The sequence below is a fragment of the Marasmitruncus massiliensis genome, from assembly GCF_900186535.1.
Lineage (GTDB): Bacteria > Bacillota > Clostridia > Oscillospirales > Ruminococcaceae > Anaerotruncus > Anaerotruncus massiliensis_A.
Window position 1 is genome coordinate 85,907 of the sequence record NZ_FYDE01000003.1, and the last position, 20,160, is coordinate 106,066.

20 protein-coding genes are annotated in these 20,160 nt (G+C 47.5%); 14 read left to right on the forward strand and 6 right to left on the reverse strand.

The window, feature by feature from the left end; translation table 11 throughout:
* From C1A10_RS01605 to C1A10_RS01625, 6 genes are all read right to left on the reverse strand, one after another.
* Positions 1 to 210, reverse strand: a complete 210-nt coding sequence (locus C1A10_RS01605) for a helix-turn-helix domain-containing protein (protein ID WP_101908559.1) — start codon at positions 208 to 210, stop codon at positions 1 to 3.
* Between the two features lie 124 nt (positions 211 to 334).
* A complete protein-coding gene (locus C1A10_RS18300) occupies positions 335 to 502 on the reverse strand; it encodes a hypothetical protein (protein ID WP_180950937.1) in 168 nt (55 codons plus the stop codon).
* Between the two features lie 515 nt (positions 503 to 1,017).
* Positions 1,018 to 1,410 carry a hypothetical protein gene (locus C1A10_RS01610; protein ID WP_101908560.1) on the reverse strand — a complete coding sequence of 131 codons (393 nt, stop codon included), beginning with the start codon at positions 1,408 to 1,410 and terminating at the stop codon, positions 1,018 to 1,020.
* Between the two features lie 319 nt (positions 1,411 to 1,729).
* Complete coding sequence (locus tag C1A10_RS01615) at positions 1,730 to 2,605, reverse strand: hypothetical protein (RefSeq protein ID WP_101908561.1); 876 nt, start codon at positions 2,603 to 2,605, stop codon at positions 1,730 to 1,732.
* 321 nt (positions 2,606 to 2,926) lie between these two features.
* A complete protein-coding gene (locus tag C1A10_RS01620) occupies positions 2,927 to 3,271 on the reverse strand; it encodes a TnpV protein (RefSeq protein ID WP_101908562.1) in 345 nt (114 codons plus the stop codon).
* The gene (locus tag C1A10_RS01625) at positions 3,264 to 3,542 is read right to left on the reverse strand and encodes a DUF6809 family protein (RefSeq protein ID WP_101908563.1); all 279 of its coding nucleotides are present in this window, start codon (positions 3,540 to 3,542) and stop codon (positions 3,264 to 3,266) included. The genes C1A10_RS01620 and C1A10_RS01625 overlap by 8 nt, the downstream gene beginning before the upstream one ends.
* A 213-nt stretch (positions 3,543 to 3,755) precedes the next feature.
* Between C1A10_RS01625 and C1A10_RS01630 the strand changes: the two genes are divergently transcribed.
* The 14 genes from C1A10_RS01630 to mmsB all read left to right on the forward strand — a co-directional run bounded on the left by C1A10_RS01630 (position 3,756) and on the right by mmsB (position 19,989).
* Positions 3,756 to 4,118, forward strand: coding sequence for a helix-turn-helix domain-containing protein (locus C1A10_RS01630; RefSeq protein WP_101908564.1), 363 nt, complete (start codon positions 3,756 to 3,758; stop codon positions 4,116 to 4,118).
* Positions 4,115 to 5,749, forward strand: a complete 1,635-nt coding sequence (locus C1A10_RS01635) for a recombinase family protein (protein WP_101908565.1) — start codon at positions 4,115 to 4,117, stop codon at positions 5,747 to 5,749. Before C1A10_RS01630 ends, C1A10_RS01635 begins: the two co-directional genes overlap by 4 nt.
* A complete protein-coding gene (locus tag C1A10_RS01640; protein WP_101908566.1) occupies positions 5,673 to 6,374 on the forward strand; it encodes a hypothetical protein in 702 nt (233 codons plus the stop codon). The genes C1A10_RS01635 and C1A10_RS01640 overlap by 77 nt, the downstream gene beginning before the upstream one ends.
* 88 nt (positions 6,375 to 6,462) lie before the next feature.
* The gene (locus C1A10_RS01645; RefSeq protein WP_180950938.1) at positions 6,463 to 6,765 is read left to right on the forward strand and encodes a hypothetical protein; all 303 of its coding nucleotides are present in this window, start codon (positions 6,463 to 6,465) and stop codon (positions 6,763 to 6,765) included.
* Positions 6,762 to 7,487 carry a YoaK family protein gene (locus C1A10_RS01650; protein WP_341456877.1) on the forward strand — a complete coding sequence of 242 codons (726 nt, stop codon included), beginning with the start codon at positions 6,762 to 6,764 and terminating at the stop codon, positions 7,485 to 7,487. Before C1A10_RS01645 ends, C1A10_RS01650 begins: the two co-directional genes overlap by 4 nt.
* Positions 7,488 to 7,666: 179 nt before the next feature.
* A complete protein-coding gene (locus C1A10_RS01655) occupies positions 7,667 to 9,298 on the forward strand; it encodes a response regulator (RefSeq protein WP_101908569.1) in 1,632 nt (543 codons plus the stop codon).
* Positions 9,295 to 10,734, forward strand: a complete 1,440-nt coding sequence (locus tag C1A10_RS01660; protein ID WP_101908570.1) for a sensor histidine kinase — start codon at positions 9,295 to 9,297, stop codon at positions 10,732 to 10,734. The genes C1A10_RS01655 and C1A10_RS01660 overlap by 4 nt, the downstream gene beginning before the upstream one ends.
* A 151-nt stretch (positions 10,735 to 10,885) precedes the next feature.
* The gene (locus tag C1A10_RS01665) at positions 10,886 to 11,929 is read left to right on the forward strand and encodes an ABC transporter substrate-binding protein (protein WP_242968800.1); all 1,044 of its coding nucleotides are present in this window, start codon (positions 10,886 to 10,888) and stop codon (positions 11,927 to 11,929) included.
* 96 nt (positions 11,930 to 12,025) lie between these two features.
* Positions 12,026 to 13,579, forward strand: a complete 1,554-nt coding sequence (locus C1A10_RS01670; RefSeq protein WP_101908988.1) for a sugar ABC transporter ATP-binding protein — start codon at positions 12,026 to 12,028, stop codon at positions 13,577 to 13,579.
* Positions 13,563 to 14,615 carry an ABC transporter permease gene (locus C1A10_RS01675; RefSeq protein ID WP_423241410.1) on the forward strand — a complete coding sequence of 351 codons (1,053 nt, stop codon included), beginning with the start codon at positions 13,563 to 13,565 and terminating at the stop codon, positions 14,613 to 14,615. Before C1A10_RS01670 ends, C1A10_RS01675 begins: the two co-directional genes overlap by 17 nt.
* A complete protein-coding gene (locus C1A10_RS01680; RefSeq protein ID WP_101908990.1) occupies positions 14,615 to 15,640 on the forward strand; it encodes an ABC transporter permease subunit in 1,026 nt (341 codons plus the stop codon). Before C1A10_RS01675 ends, C1A10_RS01680 begins: the two co-directional genes overlap by 1 nt.
* 349 nt (positions 15,641 to 15,989) lie before the next feature.
* Positions 15,990 to 17,144, forward strand: coding sequence for a multiple monosaccharide ABC transporter substrate-binding protein (gene chvE / locus C1A10_RS01685; RefSeq protein ID WP_101908571.1), 1,155 nt, complete (start codon positions 15,990 to 15,992; stop codon positions 17,142 to 17,144).
* 104 nt (positions 17,145 to 17,248) lie between these two features.
* The gene (gene mmsA, locus C1A10_RS01690; RefSeq protein WP_101908572.1) at positions 17,249 to 18,802 is read left to right on the forward strand and encodes a multiple monosaccharide ABC transporter ATP-binding protein; all 1,554 of its coding nucleotides are present in this window, start codon (positions 17,249 to 17,251) and stop codon (positions 18,800 to 18,802) included.
* Positions 18,802 to 19,989 (forward strand): multiple monosaccharide ABC transporter permease, encoded by a 1,188-nt coding sequence (gene mmsB / locus C1A10_RS01695; protein WP_101908573.1) that lies wholly within the window; start codon positions 18,802 to 18,804, stop codon positions 19,987 to 19,989. Before mmsA ends, mmsB begins: the two co-directional genes overlap by 1 nt.
* Positions 19,990 to 20,160 lie beyond the last annotated feature (171 nt).

The following is a 20,160-nucleotide window of genomic DNA, read 5'->3' on the forward strand; positions in this document are numbered from 1 at the left end:
TTAATCCTCCGCATCCATCAAATTGTCTATATCCACTCCGTGTAGTTTGCAAAAATCAAAAAATACTGACTGGGTTAATTTGTTAGGACGTGTTTTTCCATTTTCCCATCGGTTGATGGTGGCAAAGCTCACATTTAAAGCACGTGCCAGATCTTCTTGGCTCATGCCTGTCTTTTCTCTTATTAATCTTACAATTTCGTAAAAATTCATGGTTTTTCACCTCTGTTTAAAGTATAACACATGCTATAACACAAGTATAGAGTATTATGGGAATTTATTACTCCACAGAATAGCAGGGCGGCGGTTCATTTTGAACCGCCGCCCTGCTTATATATCATTTAGCTTCTTTCGTAGCCTCTTGTGCCTGCTGCTGTTTCCACTCATCAAATTCCCGCTGTCCTTCCTCGCTTTTAAAGAATAGGCGGATTTTCGGCAGGAGCAACCTTGCAAGACTCTCAATCTCGTGCTGTGGGATTTCTACCCCGATGTCGTCTTTTGCCATTTGCCCTCCTAGGTCTTAGGCAAATGCCACGGCATCCTGTGAAGCTGACTATTCAATTTTTGTGGGCATTTTTACCCTTTAATATAATTATTGTAGCGCTCACCAAATGACTTGTCAAGCTGCAAAACTTAACCGTATCTAGTTTCGCAAATTACGTAAAGCGGCTGGTTAAGGTAGGAATAAAGTTGTCAAACAACTCATGGTTATCGCATTCAGTCAAGGCCTGCAATGTTGTTAAATCCTTCTTCGCTCTGTTAAAAAGTGCATAGAACCCCGGTAGCGGCTTTATCCGTAACGATTTATGATAATGCTGGAACCCCTATACCCAAAAATCAAGTGTATGGAACCCCAAATGGGTGACATTAAAAATAATGTCCGAATCCTTGCTGAATGTCGTTGCCGCCCTTGGCGGCAAGCGGTCTGGAGGGAGTTTTGGAACTCCCCTATTCCTGCCTTAACTTCGTTAAGTTCTCCTTGCTGCTTTGGCGCAAGGGAAAAGCGAAGGGCTGTTGCGTCTACTCAGTACCGTTTCCGTGTTCACCACGTACAATTTCTCCAACGGTCGTTCGACTAATGACAATTTCAAACTCCTCAAAAATAGCTTTTGAGATATTTTGCTGCGATAAACCTTCCTGACGCAGCTCCAAAACCCGCAAAATGACTTGATTTGTTGCCTTTTTCCTGCGTCCGGCACCACGCTCATTATGTTTTTGTGATTGACGATTATTAATTTCCGCTATTTCCTGTGCATGTTTTTCTTGGAGCAAAGCAATAGCCTTTTCATGCTCCTGTATGGTAATGCGCTCCTTTAACTGTTCTCTCATGAGGTCGATTTTCTTGTTGAGCTTCTCGGTATATTCTATTTCTCGGTCAAGCGCAGCTTGAAGTTGTTCGGCTGTTTTTTTCATGGTAATCTCCCCATATATGACGATATTTAATTACCGTCAATCTATAATGGATCAATTTCAAGGAATTGTCCAGTATCACAAAAAGTTTAAAAAGTTCTTGCAGTCAATTTTTAATGGCATTATGTTTTATTAAGGATATCCCTCATAAATCAATTGATAGAAACGGAAGAAAATCACTATCATTTACAACCTCGTCGGGCAAACCGGTTAACCGTCAGCTTTATGGAGAGATTGACTGGCAGGCGCTAGGGGGGTAGCAATACCGAACAACTCTGCTTTTATAAAAAGCTGAAGCTGTTCGGTTAAAATTCGTATATCCTTACACTGAGCCAGATAGCCACATTGGAAACAATGCTGAAACCCATTCCGATGCTTTGCACCTGCTTTCAAAGCAGACATAGCCTTTATAACTGTATAGATAATCTATCTTCCATTGGTTTGCCTCTATTTGTTTCTCTTGCAAAAGGCGTAACAATGCTGCGCTGTCTTCACTTGCCGTTAACCGCCTTTTTCCGACAATATAAATTAAGTCTGTAAGTGAGAGTGCGTAACTTTGCGGAAACATGATATCTGTAATATGAGCGCTGATTGGTTGTCCATCCGATAATTTTTGAAACATTTTATGGCGAAGCATATAGTCTGTCCCTTGTATCAAGAGCTTTTCCACGTTCTGGTTTTCATACTTAACGCACTCTGAATAGGTGGTGAGCGCACGGACGGTTTTGCCAATACCAATATAACATGGCGTTTTTCCAAGGCAACCACCATGTTTGCAAACACCTTTATAAGGCCATAAAGTGGTTTGATTGCGCCCCAAAAGCTGATATTGCTCTATCCAACTTAAAGCTGCCTGTGCTTCTTTGCTGGTAGCAAGGCCAAGTCTGCAATAGGCTTCCAATAGCATTGCATTGTAGCAAGGGACAATTTCTTCAACTCCGCCTAAACATGAAAATCCATGTGCAGTCGCTATGTTCTGGTTAATATAGGCTATCATTTTCTGCGTGTAAGGCAGTCTTTCAATATATGGGATTTCACTCAGACCCATAATCCGAAAGACAGCAAATAGAGGGTGACCCACAAAATCTGCCGTGAGTTTTCCCACTAATGCCGATTGACTCAGTAGACTGGCAATTTCGTTACTCGCAAAATGCTGGTTTTTCTCAGAAGCAATTCTTAATATTAATGCGGTATCCACGGTACACCCCCTTAGAATTCATTACTTATGGCTTCTACGCTGTATGGAAAAGTCAAGTTTTTACAAGGGAAGCATACCATATTTTTTAGAGACTTTCCACTACCTTTATGCAAGTATTGACTAGGAGATGGTGGGAATGTAATTTACATCCGCTTCTCTTTTTATTCCGGATGCCAAGGGCAGAATAGAACTGAATAGAGAGCATGTCGAACCCATATTTGAAGATGAAATTTAACGAATTTGTTTTACTGTAGTTACACTGTTTAATTTTCCATAAATAGAACTGCCCTGCTGACCGTAAATCAGCAGGGCGGCTATCTTTTAGGCATATATCAAATCATGCAGTACATATTCGTCGGCAATATCTTGTGCCAGTGTAAATACCTGTATCCTTGCTAATGTATCCTCAAGAGGCGGGGGATTTTGCTCCAAATACTGTCCTCGAATCCGCTCCACCATGTCAAAAGCGGATTTCTCAATATCGGCACAGTGCCTTGACAGCTTGCCCAAAAACAGCAGTTCCCGATACATTTCTGGCTTTTGTCCGTGCAAATATTTCAGCCGTAGATTGCCGTATTTACCAAGGTGGCTATAAAGCCCCTCATCGTCCAAAGCAATGTTGGGATATAGGAGACCGTCTATTTCTATATAGTCCAACTCAATCATCTTTTCTCACCTCCAAAACCTCCAACATCAATTGTGCACCCAACCTGAACCCGTCTGAAAATGCCTGCTCCATATGATAAGCGGTAACGTCCGATTCCTTGGAAAGATACTCGTCCAGTTCCCCTTTCATAGATTGGCACAGCTTTTCTTCAAAGGCATCATGAGCCAGTACCGCCGCATTTTTTGCTGTATAAAATTCTGCAATGCATACCTTGGAACGCTCTGCCGGACACAATTCACCACTGTAAATCTGCTTGATTACACTCTGCATCTTCACCACCTCCTGTTTACTATGGTAGCCAAAAAGGAAGTGCGCGTCCAGACGGAATCCCGGACAAAGTTTTAGCGCTTTAAAGTGCGGTTTCCGGTAAAGGCCCACAAAAACAATCCGAATCGTTATGAGAATCCATATCGAATCTAAATATGAGTTGATTTTGTTTTGCATATGGGTTAATATAAGGATAAAAGAAAGCGAGGGCTGTACATGAAAGAGGTTGCGGAAAAAATCAAATTGCTGCGAGAAAGCGTGAATTTATCGCAGGCAAAACTTGCGACATTGGCCGGGGCCACTCAATCCAGCATTAACCGATATGAAAACGACCAGTCTGCTCCGCCTTTGCCATTGCTCGTCTGGTATGCGGATTATTTTGACGTATCTCTGGATTATATCTTTGGCAGAACGGACAAGCCGGAAGGCAGACTATACGACTATAAACCGAAATTCTCTGAAGAAAACCAACAGCTTCGGCAGTTTATCGAAATGTGCTTTGACCCCAAATCCCCCATGAATGATAAGCTAAAACAGGCTCTGATAGAAATGATTTCGAAAGGCGGTGACAGTGTGTGAATGGTGTGATTTATGCTCGCTACTCTTCTGATAATCAGCGGGAGGAAAGCATTGAAGGTCAGTTACGAGAATGTATGGCATTTGCCGAAAGCAACGGCATCAACATTTTAAGTAGCTATATTGACCGTGCGCTGTCTGCTAAAACGGATAACCGTCCGCAATTTCAGCAGATGATTAAAGACAGCGGCAAGGGTATGTTTGAAACCATTATTGTATGGAAGTTGGACCGGTTTGCCCGTAACCGTTACGATTCGGCTCATTACAAAGCGATGCTCCGCAAAAATGGTGTTACCGTGGTGTCCGCTACCGAGAATATCTCCCGTGGCTCTGAGGGTATTTTGCTGGAATCTATGCTGGAGGGAATGGCAGAATACTACTCCGCCGAGCTTTCGGAGAAGGTCATCAGAGGGTTAACCGACAATGCCCTCAAATGCCGCTACAACGGTGGTACACTGCCGATTGGTTATGTAGTAGATAAGGAACAGCAATTCCAAATTGACCCTGTTACGGCTCCCGTGGTGTTGGAGGTGTTCACGGCTTACAGTGAGGGCGCGACCATGCAGCAGCTTGTCAATCTGCTCAACGAGCGTGGTATCCGCACAAGCAGAGGAACGAAAATTACGCTAAACATTATGGCGCACATGCTGAAAAACCGCCGCTATATCGGAGAATACAGCTATCGTGATGTGGTAGTGCCGGAGGGTATTTCTGCCATTATCCCGAAAGAATTGTTTGACAGGGTGCAGGAGCGAATGCGCAAAAACAAGAAAGCCCCTGCCCGGCATAAGGCAGAGGATGATTACATACTGACCACCAAACTTCACTGTGGAAAATGCGGGCGGTACATGGTAGGAGAAAGCGGAACCAGTCATACAGGAAATGTCCACCGCTATTATCGGTGCCATAATACCAAGAAAAAGAAACTGTGTGACAAAAAGGCGGTAAAGAAGAATTGGATTGAAACTCTGGTTATTCAGCAAACCATGTGGGTGGTCATGGATAACGAGGTTATCAATAAAATTGCTGACACTGTATTTGCTCTGCAATGCAAGGAAAGCGATGCTATCCCCATGCTGAAAAAACAACTTGTCGAAACACAGAAAGGCATTGAAAATATGCTTAATGCGATACAGGCCGGTATCTTTAATGAATCTACCAAGAAGCGGCTGGATGAATTGGAAGAACGCAAAAATCAATTAGAGGTCAGTATTCTACAAGAAGAATTACAGCATCCAGTTCTCACAAAGGAGCAGATATTATTCTGGCTACACAAATTCCGTACCACCGATATTTCGGATAAAACAGAGCGCCAACGGCTGATAGATAGCTTTGTGAATGCGATATATCTGTATGACGATAAAATTGTACTGGTTTGGAATTATAAAGACGGTACAAAAACGGTATCTCTCAAAGACATTGAGGGTTCGGATTTATCATTAAACACTGCACCAAACAAGACATACTTTCCCGTAAGGGGAGGGTATGTCTTGTCTTATATAAAAGGTATGATACAATGGATATGGGTTATTTGTATGTTATTCGGGGGTGTCGAAAATGAAAAAAGTCCTGATACTCTTATTGGCGGCTATAATTCTCATATCGGTTGTTGCATGTACATCAGGGAATTCTAATAAACAAATTGAGAGTCAATCGGGAGTCGACGCACAAAGTGATAACAGTGAAATATTGTTTGCTCAGACAATTACATTTCCTGTAAGCGATGCCGGAAAAACAGAAAGTAATACTGAAATCTTTGACGTCGAACCATTTACGCTGTCAATGAAGTTGCCAAAAGGCTGGACTTTAACAGGGCGGTCACAAGACACAAAAATTTTTCCATTGATAGGCGTATGGTCGGTTATGGGAATTTACAACAAGAATAATGAGTATGTAGGGGCTGTCGGATACAATATTTACGAAGAATATGAGGGGGCTGAAAAGATACCGCAGGCAATCTACAGCCCAATTGCCTTAGGCAATGGCTATTTTTTTGATGCACGCCCCAAAGAAAACGGCGGTAGCTATACTCCAATTAGCGAAAAAGAAAATGGTGTTACTGCAATAACAGATGTCTATTATGCTGCCTGCTTGAGTAATGATTTGGGATATGGCGAAAACGAAAAGTATAATAAAGGAATTCTTTCCTACAACGACACCTTACTTGTATATGTCGCTTTTGAATTTGATGCGGATAGTCTGTCTGATGAGGAACTAAGCGCTATTGCCCAGAGCATAGATATTCAACCTGTACAGTAAAGTTTACATATAAATGAATGAGCGTAATCTCCGTCTAATCGTAAACCCCTTTTCCCAGTATACTCCCTAAAGACATGGCTTTCCGACAATGGACAGCGATGTCTTTTTTTATAGGGAAAAACGTGATATGATAAATATAGAAAAGATTTTCTATACGGATAAACGGGAATATGTTGAGGTGATTTATCTTGAAAGGATTTCTGGGCACATTTGTGATTTGCCTTGTTTTGTGCGTAATTGCGGCGTTTTTATTTGCAGGGCTTTTGGTAAGCAACATTTGGGCGGATATCATTGCGATAGCATTTCTGTTGGCGATATTGGTCACCGTTCTCATGAATCAGGATTCCAGAATCGAAGAACTGGAGAAAAAGATACAGCAATTGCAAAGTGAGAAAGAATCATCCTCCGAGGAATAAACTCCTATGCATCCGAATAAGGGGAATAGATACAATGGAAAAATCTCAACAAATATCAGAATCTTTACCGCTTGTAATTTTACTGACGCTGTCCGGCGGATTCATGGATGCATATTCCTATCTATGCAGGGAACATGTTTTCGCAAATGCCCAAACAGGAAATATTCTGCTGTTTGGGGTCAATCTCTCAACGGGCAATTTTTCGTCTGCGCTGCGGTATCTTTTTCCTGTTCTGGCATTTGCTTTTGGTATCGCTGCTGCGGAAATCATCAGAAATCGCTTTGGCGGAACAAAGCGTTTCCACTGGCGCCAGCTGGTGCTTCTGGCTGAAGCGATTATTTTGCTTGCCGTATCCTTGATGCCTCAAAGTTTCAATCTGCTTGCAAACAGCCTGGCTTCATTTGCCTGCGGCGCACAGGTGGAGAGTTTTCGGAAGATGAATGGAAATGGAATTGCCACTACGATGTGCATCGGTAATCTGCGGGCGGCTACGCAAGCTATTTGCGATTACGGTTTTACCAAAAACACAACAGCAAAAGAAAATGGGTTTTTATATCTTGGCGTCATCGGAATATTTGTCATTGGGGCGATTATAGGAAACTTTTGTGTAAATATGTGGCAGGAAAAGGCAATCATGGTCAGTGTCATACTATTGCTGGCAGGTTTTGCATTTATGTTCATCAATCAAGAAAATTAATAGAATGAAAAAGCCATACCCAAAAACCTCCTGCATCCGGGCCGGATGCGGGAGGTTTTTGCCTACACAGCGGATGTGCGGCGCAAAATCGTTATATTGCATTTATTTCCATCAAGTGGTTTAATGAAATTGGCTATTTCTGTTAACTATATGCGTCAAAATTGCGAGGTGGGAATGATATGCTCAAAATTTTTCTTGTAGAAGATGAAATGGTTGTCCGGGAAGGAATCAAGAATAAAATTGACTGGGCGGAACATGGGTTTGAATTTGCCGGGGAAGCAAGCGACGGGGAACTGGCCTATCCGCTGATCCAAAAGCTGCGGCCGGATGTCCTGATTACAGACATTAAAATGCCGTTTATGGACGGATTGGAGCTGGCGCGGCTGGTCCGTCAGGAGATTCCCCGCATGAAGATTATCATTTTGAGCGGATATGATGAGTTCCAGTATGCGAAGGAAGCGATTGCGATCGGCGTGACAGAGTATCTTCTCAAGCCGGTTGCAAGCGCCAAAATTGTGGAAACAATCCAGCATGTCAAAAAAATCATAGACGAGGAACGCCTGCAGGAAACCTATTTGCAGCGGTACCGGCAGGAAATGCAGGAACAGGCCGGGTTGGAGAACAAGCGGTTCTTTGAGGAACTGGTGTCGGGAAAACAATCGGTTTCCGACCTTTTAAAGAAAGCAAAAGATCTGGGATTTGAGCTGATTGCCCAAAACTATCAAATCGTACTGTTCAAGTTTTTTAAAGAGACGGGTGTAAACGATCTCTATTCCGAAAAGCTGGTGCAGCTGCAAAAAAAGCTGGAAGAACATCTAGGTGGTCAGCCCAACGTCCTGCTCTTTAAACGCGGGCTGGAAGGATATGCGCTGCTTGTGAAAGGCAGCGCCGAAATACCGGCGGAAACAGCCTCCCGGGCTTGCGCGGAGCGAATTACCCAGATTTTTCAGCAGGAACCGGGTATTTATTATTTTATCGGGATCGGGGAACCGGTCTGCCGGCTGCTGGAAATTTCCAAAGCCTTTGACACCGCAAGCAGGGCGTTTGCATACCATTATATTTTTGAAAAAAGCCGTGTGGTTAACTACTGTGAGATGCGCAAGCTTTCAGCGACGCAGGACGCGGATATCAGCCTGAAAACCCTCGATACCTCCAAAATTGACAAAATGATCGTGGAACGTTTTCTGAAAAGCGGGTCACGGGAAAATACGGATCATTTTGTGGAAGATTATTTTGAAAGCCTTGGCACAGTACATATCCAGTCGTTTCTGTTCCGGCAGTACATTGTCATGGATATCCGCCTTGCCGCTGCTGCTTTTCTGGAAGAACTGGGACACGGACAGAGCACATTAATTGAGCGCTGCGGCGATCTTGACCGCGTGGTCGGCATGGCTTCGACGGTGCAGGATGCGAAAAGCTATGTAAAGACCGTTCTCTCCGAAACACTGGCTCTGCGCGACCTTTTTTCCCGTAAAAAGTACGATGGACTTCTCCAGCGCGCGCAGGAATACATCCGGAAAAACTATAGCTGCGACGATATTTCGCTGAACCATGTGGCACAGGCAGTCAACATCAGTCCTACCCATTTCAGCGCAATCTTCAGCCAGGAAACCGGCGAAACCTTCATCGAATACCTGACGGGCGTGCGTATGGAAAAGGCAAAGGAGCTGCTGCGCTGTTCGGGAATGAAATCCTCTGAAATCAGTTATGCGGTGGGGTACAAAGACCCTCATTATTTCAGTTACCTGTTTAAGAAAATGCAGGGCTGCACCCCGAGTGAATTCCGTATGGGGAGGCAGAAGGAACTATGAAACGGACATTTTTTCAGAATTTCCAGCACATGCCGCTGGAAGTCAAGCTGAAGCAGCTGTTTGCCGGCATTCTGATACCGCTTGCCTTTCTGATCAGCCTGCTTCTGATTGCGCTTATCCGGTATAACAGCCAGTACAACATGATTGTCCGGAATGTAACGGTTGCCAGCGAGTTCAGCTTTGACTTTAAAAAGACATTGGATTATAAAATGTACCGCTATGTGATCAGCGGCAGCAATTTTGAAATGTTTGCGCCGCTGGACGATGTGGAACATGCACGCGCAATCGTTGAAAAGCTCAACCAGACCACAACGCGGGCAGACAGCCGTGACCGCCTGCAATACATCGGAAAATTCCTCGACAGCCTGGAAGCCAGAATTCTGGATATCAAAAGCGGAATAGGCGGCTATGACTGGAATATGGACAGGTTGGAACATAATATTTATATTCTCACCGAGCTGATCAGCGACAGCATGCATGAGTATATCTATTATGAAACCTGCAATCTGGCCGATATTCAGCAGCGTACCTATCTCGAAATCCGGCGCACGGTTCTGATTATTGCGGCAGCATCGGTGATCATGGTGTGTCTGCTGTGGCTGGTTGCCGTGCGGACATCCAAAGGCATCACGAGGCCGCTTAAAGAGCTGTGCGAAAATATCCGGATGGTAGGGGAGGGGGACTTCACTGTCCGCCCCGTTGCCAGCCAGAACGATGAGGTGCAGACGCTCAGCGAGAGCTTTGACAGGATGGTCGGACGGATCGGGACGCTGATGATGGACGTCCGTCAGGAGCAGGTGAATTTGAGGCGTACGGAGCTTAAGCTGCTGCAGGCGCAGATCAACCCGCACTTTCTTTATAATACATTTGATACGGTAATCTGGCTGGCGGAAGACCATAAGGACGAACAGGTGGTGGAGCTGATCTCCTCGCTCTCCACATTTTTCCGGACGACGCTGAGCAAAGGGGAGGATTTTATCCGGCTGCGGGAAGAAGCGCTCCATGTGAAAAGCTATCTCGAAATCCAGCAGGTACGATACTGCGACATTATGGAGTATGAAATCTGCATTCCCGAGCAGCTTGGAGAATATACTGTCTTAAAGCTGACCTTGCAGCCGCTGGTGGAAAACGCTCTTTACCATGGCATCAAAAATAAGCGCGGAAAGGGGAAGATTACGGTTTGCGGCCATAAGGATGGCCAGCTTCTGGAGCTAAGGGTCAGGGACAATGGAATCGGCATCTGCCCAGACCAGCTAAGCAAGCTGAGAAACTCCATATACAGCGGCAACAAGGTCGGTTTCGGCCTGACTAATGTGCATGAACGGATCCAGTTGTATTATGGAAAGGAGTATGGGCTCAGGATTAACAGTGAATACGGGGTTGGAACGGAAGTAACTATACGGCTGCCGGCGAAAATTATTCAACCGGTATCATAAGAAAATCAACCGGAGGGGAAAAGCCCCAAATTATTGAAACGAATCCGTAAGATACTGCATTGTAACCGCGCGGAGTTGTATGTACAATATAGGAAAGATCAATCAGGCTTGAACAACAACTGCATTCAAGAAAGTCTAAGGAGGAGAAAGAATGAGAAAGATTGTTAGCTTATTGTTAGGTGTCGCATTGGCCGCCGGCATGATGACGGGCTGCGGCTCCGCGGCTCCTGCATCCAGTGCTGCCCCGGCATCATCCGATTCGAACGCTCCCGCCGCTCCGGCTGCATCCGCCGCGGAAGAAAAGGGCACGATTGTAGTCGGCTATGCGCAGGTGGGCGCGGAATCTGACTGGCGCACAGCAAATACAAAATCTTTCCAGACCACATTTGTTCCGGAAAACGGATACACCTTGATTTTTGACGACGCGCAGCAGAAACAGGAAAACCAGATCAAAGCCATCCGCAACTTTATCGCGCAGGAAGTGGACTACATAGTGCTTGCTCCCGTCGTGGAAACCGGTTGGGAGACTGTTTTGGGCGAAGCAAAAGCTGCGGGCATTCCGGTGATCCTGTCCGACCGTATGATTGACGTATCAGATGATACACTGTATACCTGCTGGGTCGGCGGAAACTTCATTAAAGAAGGCGAAGACGGCGTTAAGTGGCTGAACGACTATCTTAAGGCGCAGGGCCGTGATAACGAAGACATCAATGTCGTGATGCTGCAGGGAACCATCGGCGCCTCTGCTGAAATCGGGCGTACCGAGGGCGTTGAAAAGATGCTGAAAGAGAATCCGCACTACAAGCTGCTTGAGAAGCAGACCGGCGAATTTACCCAAACAAAGGGTCAGGAAGTTATGGAATCCTTCCTGAAAGCTTACGATGACATTGACGTTGTCATTGCGCAGAACGACAATATGGCGTTCGGAGCAATCGACGCGATCAAAGCAGTCGGTAAGGTTCCCGGAAAAGATGTGATCATCGTTTCTTTTGATGCTGTTCACGCAGCTTTTGAATCGATGATTGCCGGCGACATGAATGTTTCTGTTGAGTGCAACCCGCTGCATGGGCCCCGCGTCGCGGAAATCATTCAGAAGCTGGAAAAAGGCGAAGCTGTTGAGAAGATCCAGTATGTCGATGAAAAGGTTTATGACCAGACCAACGCGGAAAAAGAACTGCCCAACCGTCTGTATTAATCAGTGATGGAAACTGGCAGAATCATAACCAAATAGCAAACGGCAGGTATGAACCAGGGAACCATCCGTATGGTTCTCCGGCATACCTGCCGTTTTATGAATCATTTTCGGAAAAGGGGGAGCGCAGTGGGCAGTGCAATTTTGACCATGCGGAATATCAGCAAAAATTTTCCCGGCGTGAAAGCGCTCGATCAGGTGGATTTCACCCTGCGGGCAGGCGAAATTCACGCACTGATGGGGGAAAACGGCGCCGGGAAATCAACGCTCATTAAAGTGCTGACCGGTGTTGAGGAATTGGAGACGGGAGAGATCCGGGTGGAAGGGATTCCCCACCCCATCGTCAACCGTTCGCCGCAGGAAGCACAGGCCAACGGCATCAGTACGGTGTATCAGGAGGTCAATCTTTGCCTGAACCTTTCGGTTGCGGAAAATATTTTCATCGGGCGGGAACCTCGGAAGCTGGGAGCAATTCACTGGAAAGAGATCAACCGCCGCGCCAAAACCGTTATGGAAAACCTGAACATCCACATTGATGTAACCAAGGCACTGGAAAACTATTCAGTCGCGATTCAGCAGATGGTTGCAATTGCGAGAGCGGTCGACATATCCGCCAAGGTTCTGATTCTCGATGAACCCACCTCCAGCCTTGACGAACAGGAGGTTCAGAAGCTGTTCCGCGTCATGAATCAGCTGAAGGAACGCGGAATCGGCATCATATTCGTTACGCATTTTCTGGAGCAGATGTATGAGATCAGCGACCGGGTCACCGTTCTGCGAAACGGAGGCCTCGTAGGGGAATATGAGGTGGAAAGCCTGCCCCGCGTCCAGCTGGTTGCTAAGATGATGGGAAAGGAATTCGACGATCTGGCTTCCATCAAGAATGAAAGCAGTTCCCAGAAAAACCATTCCGGTGAAGAACCGGTTGTCAGCGCAAGGGGGCTGGGACATGCGGGCACCATCAAACCGTTTGACCTTGATATCTATCAGGGGGAGGTCATCGGCCTTACCGGCCTTTTAGGTTCCGGACGCTCTGAATTGGCGAGGGCAATTTACGGAGCGGATAAAGCTGATTGCGGAGTCCTACATGTAAAAGGCAAAAAGGTACAGATTCATGCACCGATTGACGCTATGAAGGCGGGTATGGGATTTCTGCCGGAAAACCGCAAGGAAGAGGGCGTGATTGCCGATCTTTCCGTCCGCGAGAATATTATCATTGCGCTGCAGGCCAAACGGGGTATGTTCCGCCTGCTGACGCAGCGGGAACAGGAAAAAATCACCGACGAGTATATTAAAATGCTGCAGATCAAGACCGCCGGCAGGGAAACCCCGGTGAAACAGCTTTCCGGCGGCAACCAGCAGAAAGTGATTCTCGGCAGATGGCTGCTGACGCATCCGGATTTTCTGATTCTGGATGAGCCGACCAGAGGAATTGACGTCGGCACCAAAACTGAAATTCAGAAGCTGGTGCTCAAACTGGCCGGAGAAGGGATGGCCATCATGTTTATTTCGTCGGAGATCGAGGAAATGCTGCGAACCGTAAGCCGGATGGGCGTTCTGCGCGACGGCGCGAAGGTTGGCGAACTGGAGGAAATTCAGCTGACACAGACAGAAGTGATGGCGGCAATTGCGGGAGGTGGAAACGGTGAATAAAATAAACGCATACTGGCAGAAACTCAGAAAGCAGCCTCTGTTCTTACCGATCCTTTGCCTGTGCCTGGTGCTGCTGTTCAATGTAATCAAGACACCGGCGTTCTTTAACATCTCGATCCAGAACGGTGTTTTTTACGGCTATATCATCGACATTATCAATCGTTCCAGCGAACTGGTCATTATGGCTGTGGGGATGACGCTGGTGGCGGCATCTTCCGGCGGTGCGGATATCTCCGTGGGTGCTGTCAGTGCGGTGGCGGGAGGCATGTGCATCTTCGCGCTGGGCTCGGACAGCGTCTATCATATCCCTTATTTGGCGGGATTCCTGCTCGCAATGCTTACCGGTATTGCCTGCGGCGCATGGAACGGATTCCTGGTTGCAAAAATGAAAATTCAGCCGATGGTTGCAACCCTCATCCTGTTTACGGCGGGACGAGGCATCGCTCAGCTCCTGACAGAGGGACAGATCCTGTATGTACGCGTGGAAAGCTATAAACGGCTGGGCGCGTTTCTGCCGGGAGTCCCGCTGCCAACGCCGGTGTTTGTGGCGGCAATTGTGGTGATTCTTACAACGCTGATGCTCCGGTATACCGCACTCGGGCTTTATATCGAGGCCGTCGGCATCAACCGCAGGGCCGGCCGGCTGGTGGGGCTGAACTCCTCCCTGATTATTTTCCTGACCTACACCTTCTGCGGACTATGCTCCGGAATCGCCGGCATGATCATCACATCCCGCGTGTATTCCATCGACGCCAACAATGCCGGACTGAACATGGAGTTGGATGCCATCCTTGCGGTTGCGCTGGGCGGCAACAGCCTCGGGGGCGGAAAATTCTCTCTGGCAGGCAGCGTGATCGGCGCAATCACCATTCAGGCCCTGACCACTTCGCTTTACGCGATGAAGGTGACGGCGGATCAACTGCCGATTTATAAGGCAATCGTGGTAGTCATCATCGTATCCCTGCAATCCCCGGAACTGAAAAAGATGTTAACCGGCTTAAGGAACAGGCTGGCGTTGAGGGAGAGGGTGGCATGATGATTCAAAAGCTGAAGAATAAAATAACCGGAAACAGTTTTCTGCTGATGATTACGATTCTGCTGTTTGCGGCGATGTACATAGCGGGCGTATTCATATTTGCGGATAAAAACTTCGGGAAGATGCAGGTATTTCTGAACCTGTTCATCAGCAATGCCGGATTAATCGTTGCAGCCGTGGGCATGACCATGGTGCTGATCACGGGCGGTATCGATATCTCGATTGGCTCGGTAATTGGCATGACCTGCATGCTGCTGGCATGGATGATGGAGAAGAAAAGCATCGGAGCGGTACCGGCAATTGCAATCGTATTGCTGGTGGGAATTGTGTTCGGTTTTGCGCAAGGATTTCTGGTGGCTTACCTGAAAATCCAGCCGTTTATCGTCACGCTGGCGGGCATGTTCTTCGCGCGCGGCATGACCGCTATTATCAGCTCGGAAATGATCAGCATTCAGAACCCGACTTTTCTTGCAATGGCAAACGCGAAGCTCTACCTGCCGTTTGGCGGCGCAGTCAATAAAAAAGGGGTTATGATCTATCCCTATATTTATCCCAGCGTAATCATTGCCCTGATTGTGCTTGCAATCCTCTTCGTGGTGCTGAAATATACGAAGCTGGGACGCGCGATCTACGCGGTAGGCGGCAATGAACAGTCGGCGCTGCTCATGGGGCTGAATGTGCGCAGAACAAAGATGAAGGTCTATGTGATTAACGGGTTCCTTGCCGCTCTGGCCGGGTTTGTCTTTGCCCTCAATTCCTGCGGTGGATTTGTCGAACAGGCCCGGGGGTTTGAAATGGAGGCGATAGCATCGGCTGTCATCGGCGGAACGCTGCTGACCGGCGGTGTCGGAAATGTTATCGGGAGCCTGTTCGGGGTGTTGATTAAAGGAACGATTGAGACCTTTATCACTTTCCAGGGAACGCTGTCTTCCTGGTGGACCAGAATTGTGATTGCGTCTCTGCTTTGTTTTTTCATTGTGCTGCAAAGTATTTTTGCCGCGATCAAACTCAGAAGAGCCAAGTAACTGTACAGAATGCAGGGCGGTTGGTACCGGCTGGCTGCCCTGCCTGAGCAGTTTAATTTTTATGGCATGTGATGTACGTACAAGTTGACAAAAAGACAAACGAAAATAGAGATTATCGTGCAAAATGCTCGAAGAAAGAACAAATTGCACAGAGGGAAGCAGGCATCATTGGTCAGGTTTTTAGTAAAGATGTATTGACAACTTTCTTTCGATCCTGTATATTTAGAGCATAAAATATTTATAACCAATAAAAAAAGAGGATTTAATGTCATTTTTTTGAACATTATGTTGGTAAAGCCTGCTGACGGCAGGCAAGTGAATAGTATAACTTTAAGAAGGAGAGAAAGAAATGAAAAGGTTGTTAGCAGTATTCGTATCCGCGGCAATGATGTTATCTCTGGCGGCTTGCGGTTCCTCCGCATCCCCCGCTGCGTCTTCCTCTGCGGCCCCTTCTGCTTCCGCGCCGGCATCCAGTGCCGCGGCGACGGAAAGTAAACCCGAGGCTTCCGGCGCCGGCAAGAAAATCGGCGTGGCGATGCCAACCCAGTCCTCCCAAAGATGGATTCAGGACGGAGGCAACATGAAGGAAAAGCTGGAGGAGCTTGGCTATGAAGTCGACCTGCAGTATGCGGAAGACGATGTCCAGATGCAGGTTTCCCAGCTGGAAAATATGATTACCAACGGTGCAAGCTGCCTTGTCGTCGCCTCCATCGACTCGAGCGCGCTGGTTAACGTGCTTGCGCAGGCGAAAGCCGCGGGAATTCCAGTCGTGGCTTATGACCGTCTGCTGATGGACACAGACGCCGTTGATTATTACGCAACCTTCGATAACAAAGGGGTCGGCACCGCGATCGGCCAGTACATTGAAGAAAAAATGGGCCTGAAGGAAGGCAAAGGACCGTACAACATTGAGTTCTTTGCAGGTTCTCCGGACGATAACAACGCGCATATGTTAAATGCAGGGATGTTCGAAGTGCTCCAGCCGTATCTGGACAGCGGAAAACTGGTGTGCGTATCCGGACAGACGGATTTCGATACCATCTGCACCCTCCGCTGGTCTCAGGAAACCGCTCAGCAGCGCATGGAAAACCTGCTCTCCGCGAACTACAGCACCGGCAAGGATGTTGACATCGTAGTCAGCCCGTTTGACGGCATTTCCTACGGTATCGCCGCTGCTCTTGAGGGCGCAGGCTATAAAGTTGGCGAGAAATGGCCGCTGATCACCGGCCAGGATGCGGAACTGATGGCCGCGAAGAACATTCTCTCGGGCAAACAGTCGCAGACGATCTTTAAAGATACCCGTGTGCTCGCTGAAAAATGCGTCACCATGGTGCAGGCGGTTCTGGAAGGCTCCCAGCCGGAAATCAACGATACCGAAACCTATAATAACAATGTCAAGGTGGTTCCGTCCTATCTGTGCACCCCGGTTTCCGTTGACAAGGACAATCTCACCGAGATGCTTGTGGATACCGGCTATTATACCGCTGATCAGCTTAAAGGCTGAGTCTGAAAAAACAATTTCATCAGCTCCTAAGGATTGAGGCGGCGGCATCAAAGCCGCCGCCTCATCGCTTACGGGATCCAATTCAGCAAAGAAGGAGGCTGCTTATGTCCGATATACTGCTGGAAATGCGGCATATTACCAAGGAATTCTCCGGGGTAAAGGCATTGGACGATGTCAATCTTGTTGTCAAACGCGGGGAAATCCACGCACTTTGCGGTGAGAACGGCGCGGGGAAGTCAACGCTGATGAATGTCCTGTCGGGGGTTTACCCTTTCGGGGACTATTCCGGGGAAATCATTTATAAAGGGGAGGAATGTCAGTTCCGCGATATCCGTGACAGTGAGCGCAAAGGGATTGTTATCATTCATCAGGAGCTTGCGCTCAGTCCGTATATGAGCATCGCGGAAAATGTATTTCTCGGCAATGAGGTCACATCGCAGAAAGGCGTGATTGACTGGGATAAAACCCAGGCGAAGGCAATCGAGATCCTGCAGAAGGTTGGTCTGGAAAATGAAAGTGTAGATATACTTGTCAGTGAGCTCGGTGTCGGCAAGCAGCAGCTTGTGGAAATCGCGAAAGCACTGGCTAAAAAAGTGGAACTGCTCATCCTTGACGAACCCACAGCCTCGCTGAATGATGAGGACAGCAAAAAATTGCTCGGAATCATGCTTTCCCTGAAAGAGCAGGGAATTACCTGCATTATGATTTCGCATAAGCTAAATGAAATCAGCTATGTTGCGGATTCCATTACGGTCATCCGGGATGGGCATACCATTGAAACGCTTGACAAATCTATGGATGAAATCAGCGAGGACCGCATCATCAAGGGAATGGTGGGCCGCGAGCTGACCAACCGTTACCCTGCCCGGGAAAGCCATATCGGGGACGTCATTTTTGAGGTAAAACACTGGAATGTGTTTCATCCGGAGGACCCCCACCGCCAGGTGGTACGGGATGTTTCCTTCAGTGTCCGGCAGGGGGAGGTTGTGGGCTTCGCGGGGCTGATGGGAGCCGGAAGAACCGAGCTTGCCATGAGCATATTCGGCAGGGCCTACGGCAGCAAAATTTCGGGGGAAATTTATAAAAACGGAAAACAGCTGCATCTACACAGCGTGAAAGACGCAATTGATAACGGAATTGCTTATGTTTCTGAGGACCGCAAAAATTTGGGATTAATTTCCATAAACGATATCAAGTGGAATATGACGCTTGCAAGCATGGACCGAGACCGTTTCTCCAACAAAAATGTAATCAACGCCAACGAGGAAATTCTTGCGGCGGAGGAATACCGGCGCAAAATCAATATCAAGTGTATGTCGATCGAACAGCCGGTCAGCTCCCTGTCGGGCGGAAACCAGCAGAAGGTTGTTTTAGCCAAGTGGATGATGTCCGAACCCGAGGTGCTCCTGATGGACGAACCCACCCGGGGAATCGACGTGGGCGCAAAGTATGAGATTTACAGTATCATTAACGATCTTGCAGGCGCGGGGAAGGCAATCGTTGTAATATCCTCTGAAATGCCGGAACTGCTGGGTATCTGCGACAGAGTGTATGTCATCAACGAGGGGGAAATTGCAGGGGAACTGCAAAAAGAAGAACTTTCTCAGGAACTCATCATGAAGAAAATCATGGCGCATATCGGAAGGGAGAAAGACTGATGGAGACGAAAGCTGTTATCAAAAACCGCACAGGCGTGCAGATCAATCTGAAGCAGTACGGAATGATGATTGCGCTGGTTGTAATCTTTGTTATTTTTACAATGCTTTCGCTCGGGAAAAACGCGTCGGCTATGAACATCAATAACCTTGTGATGCAGAATAGCTATGTTGTCATCCTGGCGGTTGGCATGCTGCTCTGTATTATCACCGGCAATGTAGACCTTTCGGTTGGGTCTGTCGTTGCTTTCACGGGCGCTGCGTGCGCAATCTTTGTCTTGGACTATGGAATGCCGATTTTCCCGGCTTTTCTGCTGATCTTGGTCGGCGGCCTGATCGTTGGTATGTGGCAGGGCGTTTTTATTGCAAAGCTGCATGTCCCGCCGTTCATCGTTACGTTGGCGAACATGCTGATCTTCCGGGGCCTGACGATGTCCATCCTGAAAGGGCAGACCAAGGGCCCGCTGCCTGATGCCTATACGCAGGTAGGCGCGGGCTATCTGCCTACATTCTACATTCATTTTGGGAATTCCAAGCTGGATTTGGTTGCTGTTCTGGCAGGAATTATCGGATCTCTGCTGATCATTTACGGTGAGTTCCGGGGGATTGCCAATAAGAAAAAATACAACTTCCAAACGCCTCCGCTTTGGCAGACCACTGTCAAGCTGGTGATCATTGTGGCGATTTTGAATTTCTTTACATTGAAATTGGCGGCGTATAACGGTCTTCCGTTTGTACTGACCATTATGCTTGCGCTGATTCTGATTTATACGTTTATTTGCAGCAAAATGGTGGTTGGGCGCCAGATCTATGCGGTTGGCGGCAATGCCAAAGCGGCGAAGCTGTCCGGTATCAAAACTGACAAAGTCATGTTCTGGGTTTATGCCAACATGGGGATGCTTTGCGCACTGGCCGGTATTGTGCTCTCCGCGCGTAATGCTTCTGCAACGCCGAAAGCCGGAGACGGCTTTGAGCTTGACGCTATTGCGAGCTGCTATATCGGCGGGGCGTCTGCCTATGGTGGCACCGGCACCATTATCGGTTCTGTGGTCGGCGCGCTAATTATGGGCGTGCTCAATAACGGCATGTCCCTGATCGGCTGGTCGGTGGATATGCAGAAAGTGGTAAAAGGGCTTGTTCTGCTGGGCGCGGTGACCGTCGACCTGATTTCCAAACAAAAAAACAAATAGTGTGAATCTGAACTATCCGCTTTTGCGCTGTAGGGACGGGACCTCCTGACATGTGGATGCGAATTGGACTGTACAACCGGAGTAAAAATTGCTATACTATTCAAAACGTAAAAAATGTCGATTGCCGTCGAACCGGGGAAAGCAGATACAGTCCGATTTGCGGCTGCCGCA

What these genes read in the sequence shown, in the direction of transcription:
- C1A10_RS01680 (WP_101908990.1), top strand. Translation starts at nt 14,615, where the DNA reads ATGATTCAAAAGCTGAAGAATAAAATAACCGGAAACAGTTTTCTGCTG.
- C1A10_RS01605 (WP_101908559.1), bottom strand. Translation starts at nt 210, where the DNA reads ATGAATTTTTACGAAATTGTAAGATTAATAAGAGAAAAGACAGGCATG.
- C1A10_RS01630 (WP_101908564.1), top strand. Translation starts at nt 3,756, where the DNA reads ATGAAAGAGGTTGCGGAAAAAATCAAATTGCTGCGAGAAAGCGTGAAT.
- C1A10_RS18300 (WP_180950937.1), bottom strand. Translation starts at nt 502, where the DNA reads ATGGCAAAAGACGACATCGGGGTAGAAATCCCACAGCACGAGATTGAG.
- C1A10_RS01620 (WP_101908562.1), bottom strand. Translation starts at nt 3,271, where the DNA reads ATGATTGAGTTGGACTATATAGAAATAGACGGTCTCCTATATCCCAAC.
- C1A10_RS01660 (WP_101908570.1), top strand. Translation starts at nt 9,295, where the DNA reads ATGAAACGGACATTTTTTCAGAATTTCCAGCACATGCCGCTGGAAGTC.
- mmsB (WP_101908573.1), top strand. Translation starts at nt 18,802, where the DNA reads ATGGAGACGAAAGCTGTTATCAAAAACCGCACAGGCGTGCAGATCAAT.
- C1A10_RS01625 (WP_101908563.1), bottom strand. Translation starts at nt 3,542, where the DNA reads ATGCAGAGTGTAATCAAGCAGATTTACAGTGGTGAATTGTGTCCGGCA.
- C1A10_RS01640 (WP_101908566.1), top strand. Translation starts at nt 5,673, where the DNA reads ATGAAAAAAGTCCTGATACTCTTATTGGCGGCTATAATTCTCATATCG.
- C1A10_RS01670 (WP_101908988.1), top strand. Translation starts at nt 12,026, where the DNA reads ATGAATCATTTTCGGAAAAGGGGGAGCGCAGTGGGCAGTGCAATTTTG.
- mmsA (WP_101908572.1), top strand. Translation starts at nt 17,249, where the DNA reads ATGTCCGATATACTGCTGGAAATGCGGCATATTACCAAGGAATTCTCC.
- chvE (WP_101908571.1), top strand. Translation starts at nt 15,990, where the DNA reads ATGAAAAGGTTGTTAGCAGTATTCGTATCCGCGGCAATGATGTTATCT.
- C1A10_RS01665 (WP_242968800.1), top strand. Translation starts at nt 10,886, where the DNA reads ATGAGAAAGATTGTTAGCTTATTGTTAGGTGTCGCATTGGCCGCCGGC.
- C1A10_RS01655 (WP_101908569.1), top strand. Translation starts at nt 7,667, where the DNA reads ATGCTCAAAATTTTTCTTGTAGAAGATGAAATGGTTGTCCGGGAAGGA.
- C1A10_RS01610 (WP_101908560.1), bottom strand. Translation starts at nt 1,410, where the DNA reads ATGAAAAAAACAGCCGAACAACTTCAAGCTGCGCTTGACCGAGAAATA.
- C1A10_RS01645 (WP_180950938.1), top strand. Translation starts at nt 6,463, where the DNA reads ATGGACAGCGATGTCTTTTTTTATAGGGAAAAACGTGATATGATAAAT.